This is a genomic window from Nitrospirota bacterium, from assembly GCA_035516965.1.
Classification (GTDB): Bacteria; Nitrospirota; UBA9217; order UBA9217; family UBA9217; genus MHEA01.
Map to the genome: position 1 here is coordinate 88,272 of DATIZR010000043.1, position 6,304 is coordinate 94,575.

General features: G+C 54.8%; 8 protein-coding genes and 1 pseudogene. 3 read left to right on the top strand and 6 right to left on the bottom strand.

Translation table 11 applies throughout. The features are described from left to right. Positions 1-27: 27 nt before the first annotated feature. The 3 genes and pseudogenes from VL197_06365 to VL197_06375 form a co-directional block, all read right to left on the bottom strand. Positions 28-399, bottom strand: a complete 372-nt coding sequence (locus tag VL197_06365) for a hypothetical protein (protein HUJ17599.1) — start codon at positions 397-399, stop codon at positions 28-30. 165 nt (positions 400-564) lie between these two features. After that, positions 565-681: pseudogene (locus VL197_06370) on the bottom strand (IS1 family transposase). A gap of 132 nt (positions 682-813) precedes the next feature. After that, complete coding sequence (locus tag VL197_06375; GenBank protein ID HUJ17600.1) at positions 814-1,020, bottom strand: hypothetical protein; 207 nt, start codon at positions 1,018-1,020, stop codon at positions 814-816. A 270-nt stretch (positions 1,021-1,290) separates the two neighbouring features. Between VL197_06375 and VL197_06380 the strand changes: the two genes are divergently transcribed. Then, positions 1,291-1,479 (top strand): ferredoxin, encoded by a 189-nt coding sequence (locus VL197_06380; GenBank protein ID HUJ17601.1) that lies wholly within the window; start codon positions 1,291-1,293, stop codon positions 1,477-1,479. A gap of 343 nt (positions 1,480-1,822) precedes the next feature. On the opposite strand, the gene VL197_06385 is transcribed toward VL197_06380, so the two are convergent. Next, positions 1,823-2,116 (bottom strand): hypothetical protein, encoded by a 294-nt coding sequence (locus tag VL197_06385; protein HUJ17602.1) that lies wholly within the window; start codon positions 2,114-2,116, stop codon positions 1,823-1,825. A gap of 170 nt (positions 2,117-2,286) precedes the next feature. Further along, positions 2,287-3,090 carry a hypothetical protein gene (locus VL197_06390; protein ID HUJ17603.1) on the bottom strand — a complete coding sequence of 268 codons (804 nt, stop codon included), beginning with the start codon at positions 3,088-3,090 and terminating at the stop codon, positions 2,287-2,289. Between the two features lie 363 nt (positions 3,091-3,453). Between VL197_06390 and ydiK the strand changes: the two genes are divergently transcribed. Then, positions 3,454-4,542, top strand: coding sequence for an AI-2E family transporter YdiK (ydiK, locus tag VL197_06395; GenBank protein ID HUJ17604.1), 1,089 nt, complete (start codon positions 3,454-3,456; stop codon positions 4,540-4,542). Positions 4,543-4,720: 178 nt separating this feature from the next. Here the strand turns inward: ydiK and VL197_06400 are convergent, their stop codons facing one another. Then, a complete protein-coding gene (locus tag VL197_06400; protein HUJ17605.1) occupies positions 4,721-5,416 on the bottom strand; it encodes an ion channel in 696 nt (231 codons plus the stop codon). A gap of 621 nt (positions 5,417-6,037) precedes the next feature. Between VL197_06400 and VL197_06405 the strand changes: the two genes are divergently transcribed. Continuing rightward, on the top strand, positions 6,038-6,304 hold a 267-nt coding region (locus tag VL197_06405), incomplete at its 3' end, for an ROK family protein (protein HUJ17606.1).

Genomic DNA, 6,304 nt, shown 5'->3' on the forward strand with positions numbered 1-6,304 from the left:
GGGAGAGTGATTGCCGCGAACCCGGTGTTAGAGCAGAATCGCCAGGAACGAAAGGCCCGTGCCCTGAAGCGCCGTGTCGATGAATGCGCCTGACACCGCCTTGGTGACGAGGCTGAAGGCCGTCGCGGTGGCCCGGTGGATCACCTGATCGTTGGTGACCGCTTTTTCGGGATGATAGAATCCCGCACGCTCCAGACTGCGCAGGATGTCCTGGTGGTCGATCTCCCGAGGATCGTAGTGGATCAGAAGGCTGCCGGTCGTGGCGTTGAAATCCGCCGTACCGATCCCGTGCCCCATGTCCACCAGCGACCTCTGCACCTCATAATGCACCGCCTTGTTCTTGAACGAGGGATGCTTTACCCTCAACCTGCCCGGAACATTGTGGACATAACAACTCATAGACTGGCCTCCTTATACGGGAACTGAGGTATAGGTCCTGCACTCGGGATACCCGGAACACCGGAATCGGAGCACTTTTTTATCGTGCCGGTACAGGTGCATGATCTCACCGCAAGAGGGGCAGATCGGACGGCTCGCAGGCGGCGATGCCTTCTCGCTGAGTACGAACTGCCTGCCACAGATCACGCATCTGAGGCGCTGTTTTCCCGTGTGGATGTGCCCGTAGCGGTATACTGCTTCAGAACTGCATGCCGGACACTTGAGCTTGACGGAAGTCCCCATTCGAGAATCGCCCCTCCCCGTACGATCATAGTTTACAAAAACCGTGTTACGGGAATGTGACGGTAATGTTACAATTGCGTTACAGGAGAGGGTGTCTTTTGATGACGCTAACGGAGCCTGCTATCTTCTGTATCATCCCCGCAATATCTTGGCGAGAAAGAGCGGACAGCGGTCGAAATCTTCCGTGTCGCAATGGATCGACTTTTTCCGGTTATCGACGACCACCGCCATCACCGAAGCGGAGCACAGTAAATTATGCGCCGGCCGGTACGGGCAGGCCAGATTGCGATTGTCGGGGAGAATTCTTGATCCCTGCACAGAAACGAGAACGCTTGTCATGAGCACCTCCTTGGCAAACACTCTAGCACACGAATATTACAGGAGCGTTACGACGGCACCGTTCCCCACGGTCTGGTGTTCTTCACCGGCTCGGGGATGTCCCTGTGCTACGTATCATATTCCGTAATGTCTCTGCCTTAGCGAACTTCCTTCAAGCCATACTGAGTGAAACCGAAAAGGCAGGAAGAGTGAAAAGGATACGATGGGGAAAGAGCAGACTCGGTCCTCGGCGATGCGGTTGCCAAGGACTCGAGTCAGAGGTGAATTCCAGTGTCAAAGAGACCGGTTGTAGATGAAGACCTGTGCATCGGCTGCGGCCACTGCGCCGAGGTCTGTCCCAAGGTTTTCGAGCTGATCGATGACAAGTCGAACGTGATTGGCCCGGAGCAGTGCTGGGCGTGCAACTGCCAGGAAGCGATCGACGCCTGCCCGGTTCAGGCGATAAGCTGGGAGGAGTAGGATCCAAGCGGCCAGTCACGAGAGGATTTGACCCGGGATGGGACTCGCAGCTATTTGTGGGCATCATCTAGGAGTGATGGTTTCGCAAAAGTCCCCATTGCTGTCATTGCGAGGAGCGGAGCGACGCGGCAATCTCGAATTATCAGGCAGATACGCATTGGGGGATTGCTTCGCTGCGCTCGCTATCATGAGTTATTATCGGGAAAGAAAAAACCTGCGTGGTTCGTTCAACGGGGAACTGACAGGCGCACACTTCAGATAGAGCGAAATGAAAAGGGAATGACCGATAGTAGCACTTGTTGCCTTCATCCCGCAGAGATGGGCTTTTTACACCATAATCAGGTCAAGACGCATTGAGTTGCATCGGAAGAAATTGAATCCCGGCATGGCAGGTCGTATCATCCAGTTCTTTGCTCCACACGAGCACTCCGTTTGTGTACCCGCCTTTCCCGTCCTTGATGATGACATAACCCGGCTCAAGGGTGCCATGCGCAATGATTCCCAATCCTCTTTCGCCGATATTGGTTACATCGGCTACGATGTCAATGTTCTCCTCTTTTTCAAAGGGGATGATGGTCAAAGTAAGCTTGCCTTGCTGTTTCACCGGATGGCGTAAATTTTGTCTCTGATCCGTCATAGATTTATCCTTCCTCTGCGGGCATTAAAAAAACAATCTGTAAAAAAACCGCTCTATTATACTATACGAAAATCTGCAACTTCATTTATTACAATTATATCACTTAACCGTATCGGGTGCTCAACAGAGTGGCCGGATTCGGCCGGGCAGTTACAAACAGAGGTCAGCTGTCAGAAGTAGTACGTGTATCCGATGTTCACGGAAAAATTCGACACCTTGATATCATACGTATCCCCGTAGATGCGGGGAGCGGCGTACGTCACGACGATCCCGAAGTGATGCCACCGGGCCTCGAGAAAATCGCTCAGCGCAAGCCTTGGCGCATAGGATTTGTTTGCGGTGTAAACTATCTCGCCGGGTATCTGTGAGCCGGACAACTGTACGGTGCCCGAATAGGTGGCAGCGCCGAGACCGGCCCCGACCCCCAGCCTCACGAATTTTCCCTTGTACCGGTGCTCTCCCCACTGATAGAACAGCGTCGGCACGGCATAGATCATCTGCCCGGATATGTGCGTGCCGAGGTTGACGAACTCATTCCGGCTGATCTCCTGTTCTCCCATGTCGAAATTAACGTAGTTGACCATGAACGAATATCCGAAGTTCGAATCCTTGAAAAAGGACGACGCGGTGCTGTAGCTCAGGAAGATCGCCGACGTATCCCGCTGTGCCATGGTGGCAGAAGCTCCGTCGCTTTTTCGGTTGATCTTAAGGTCCGTTTCGAGGATGCCATATCCCACGGTTATATGGGCTTCGTCGGTCACGCTGTTCCACAGCCAGGCCCAGAACCCGTTTTCCTGCTTACCCGTTTCGGCATCATTGCCGGCAGCATGCGGTGTTGGGTTGTCGTTCGCGTTCAGGGAGACGGTGACTGCGCTCTCCTCGAGGAGGTCGGATTGCGCCCGGGAAAGGCCCGGGGCGAGAAAAAGGACAGGCAGGACCGTGACAATAAGGGCGATGCAACATCGGACAGGCATAGAATGAACTCCCCCGGGAGGGAAAGGATCCACCGCGCACGGTCGTGACAAGCATATCATCGCCTTCCGGATTTGTAAAGCGAAGAGACAGTGCGCCATTTCCCGTTTGTCAAAGAGGCGGGGCTCTGCTATCATTGCGGTAATGAACGCTTGGTTTGCGAGAGACCGGCACGTGAAGCAGTACCCGTTCAATTGCGGCTATCCGGTGCGGAAGGATCAACAAGTGAAAACGACGCTGCACAACGCCGCGCCAGCCACTCTGGTCGGTGCAGTCCCAAAAGACGCAATCAGAATAGCGCGGTTAAGCAGATCAAGCTATTTACTGCCGCCATGCCATCGTAACCATCAAGGAGGAACGCGCACATGAAAGCGAAGACACCCTTTTCCCTCGATGTCACCCATACGACCCTGGCGGTGCTTTTCATCGGGATGCTAATTGTATCAAGCTTCTGGATCTTGCAGCCCTTCCTCGTAGCCCTTACCTGGGCTTCCATTATCGCTGTAGCCACATGGCCGGTCCTGCTAAAGCTCCAGGCGATGCTTGGCGGCCGGCGGGGACTCGCCGTGACTGTGATGACGCTGATGATCCTGCTCGTTGTCCTCGTCCCGGTAACATTCGCCATATTTACGATCGTCAGGAATTCTGAAAACATATCGGCACAGGTCAGATCGTTTGATTCGATGCCCCTGCCGATGCCGCCGGAGTGGGTCAAACACATTCCGCTTAAAGGTGAGAAGATCGCCGATCGATGGAAGGAGGTGGCAGCGCTCACCCCCGAGGAGCGGTCGGCCATGCTGACGCCGTACGCGCAAAAGTCGCTGCAGTGGTTCGCGGAAAAGGCAGGTAGCTTCGGAATAACGATGCTTCATTTTCTTCTGACCGCGATCATCGCGGCGATCCTGTTTGCGAATGGAGAGGTCGTCCGGGAAGGGATCCTGCGTTTTGCCCGGCGCTTGGCCGGAAAGCAAGGTGAGGAGGTCGCCATTCTCGCCGCAAAGGCCGTGCGGGGCGTCGTGTTGGGCGTCGTCGTCACCGCGCTCATCCAGGCGGCCATAGGGGCCATCGGACTGTTCATCACCGGCGTGCCCGCTGCGGCCCTGCTGACTGCGGTGATGTTGATCCTCTGCATCGCACAGATCGGACCACTCTTGGTGCTGATCCCGTCGATCATCTGGCTCTACTCAACCGGACAGCCGGTATGGGGGACGATCCTTCTCGTTATTTCGCTTATCGCCGGCACCATTGACAATGTCATACGGCCCTTCCTTATCAGGAAGGGGGCTGATCTTCCGCTCTTGGTAATCTTTACCGGGGTCATCGGCGGTCTCACCGCTTTCGGCATAATCGGCCTCTTCATCGGCCCGGTCATTCTTGCGGTCACCTACACGCTGCTCAAGGCATGGGTTACCGGCAGTGTGCAGGAGGACGAGGCAGGTTCAAGTACTGAGTGAAAGGTCCTTCGCAAGAGGGAACATGAGCGCGGAACCGGAGAACAAACCTCAGATGAAAATTAGTGACATTGAAGCTTTCTGCGGCGAGTTGCCGGGTCAGCGTCCGTTCCGGAATTCATCGTATCCGTATCATTCATGTTCATGTTTCAGTCTTTCATCCCGCTTTAAGAAAATTTTCTTACTTTCCAGCACGCCGCGTTTCGATCTCCAGGGTGACCAGCCGCGCGAGCAAAATCGCGGGATAGAGCTGTCCGATCAGCGCCTCGAGCATTACGAGGGAGCGGACCAGCGGGTGGACAGCCGTGATGTCACCGAACCCGACTGTCGTCATCGTTACGATACTGAAATAATAGAACGCTTCACCGCTTGAGGCCGCGGCTCGCGACCAGCCCCCGGGCATGCTGAACGCTCCCGGCGCAAGCTCCTCGGCGAGGCTGTAGAGGAAGGCGAAGAGCATCGCGATCAAGAGATATAAGGCGATCGCTCCCCGGATCCTGTGAGCGGTCACCGGCCCATCGCGTGACACCTGAAGAAAGACAACATACACCAGCGCTGATAGGGAGAAAAAGGTAAATATCGTATCGCCCGTGATCAGCCAGGGGGCCTCCACAACAAACGCAGCAGACTTGAACAGGATGGTCCCGGCGACGAAGGCAATCCATATCCAGCGAAGCGCCCTCTGCCTCACCATCGTAAGGAATCCGGCAAGCAACGCAAGGGATAGAAAAAGGACTGAGAAGACGGAGAAGACGTGACTGAGAAATCTCACCGGGGTAAGGATAAAGAGATGGAGCACCAGGAGCAGAAGCATCACCGTGAGACTCCGCTCCTCGGTCCAGAAGCCTATGACGCGGGAAAGCATGCTTCCTGGCATCGGTCCACCTTTCTGCAGGGTAACTATCCGCTGCCTCCAAGGCATTCTATTGCTTTATACCCTCGGCGCCACGCGCCTCCTGCTTCAGCTCCGTCCGCTCGTTTCGTCGGATCCGATCCGACGCTGGAATCCCTCAGAGGACATCGTATTGAGTACGTATTCAACAAGGAAACGGCTAAAGTTTATCATTACGGTCTGTTAACGTCAAATTGAAAGCAATTGAAAACAAGCTGTATTCTTTGGAAAGAAGCTTGGTGAACGTTCAGCGAGGATGCCAAGGCGCCCAGACCTCTCATTCAAGCTCTTGCAGGTGAGATTCGATCCTTTTTTATGCAAGGAGGACACTGGTACGACAGCGTTCGACATATGTCAGCCTTAAGTATGAATCAGGCTTAAAGAGAAACGAGAACAATGTCTGATATAATCTATGAAGCATTTGATCCTGAACTAATCACAGGACAATAAAGGGTTATTCATGAAAAAAAACGAGCGAAGTGCAGGCCTCGATCGCCCTTGAAAGCATCTTCCTCCTTGGCCTCACCGCCAGCGGAAGGTTCTCAAGGTAAGAGGCCATACCCCGCAGTTTCTGCGTGTCAAACACATTTGAAGAAGGGCCTTGACATGAAGGTGCTGGTCATCGACATCGGCGGGAACAGTGTTAAGCTCCTTGTCACCGGCAAGACGGAGCCGCGAAAGTTCCCATCAGGGCCTGCGTTAACACCGCGCCGGATGGTGGCCGCAGCACTGAAACTGACCGAGGACTGGGATTACGACGCAGTCTCGATCGGCTTTCCCGGACGTGTCCGTGAGGGCCGGCCTGTTGCGGAACCGGTAAACCTCGGCCGCGGCTGGATCAGGTTCGATTACGCAAAGGCCTTCGGCGTCCCC

Coding starts and splice junctions, on each gene's coding strand:
- VL197_06365 (HUJ17599.1), bottom strand. CDS start 399: ATGAGTTGTTATGTCCACAATGTTCCGGGCAGGTTGAGGGTAAAGCAT.
- ydiK (HUJ17604.1), top strand. CDS start 3,454: ATGAAAGCGAAGACACCCTTTTCCCTCGATGTCACCCATACGACCCTG.
- VL197_06390 (HUJ17603.1), bottom strand. CDS start 3,090: ATGCCTGTCCGATGTTGCATCGCCCTTATTGTCACGGTCCTGCCTGTC.
- VL197_06385 (HUJ17602.1), bottom strand. CDS start 2,116: ATGACGGATCAGAGACAAAATTTACGCCATCCGGTGAAACAGCAAGGC.
- VL197_06375 (HUJ17600.1), bottom strand. CDS start 1,020: ATGACAAGCGTTCTCGTTTCTGTGCAGGGATCAAGAATTCTCCCCGAC.
- VL197_06400 (HUJ17605.1), bottom strand. CDS start 5,416: ATGCCAGGAAGCATGCTTTCCCGCGTCATAGGCTTCTGGACCGAGGAG.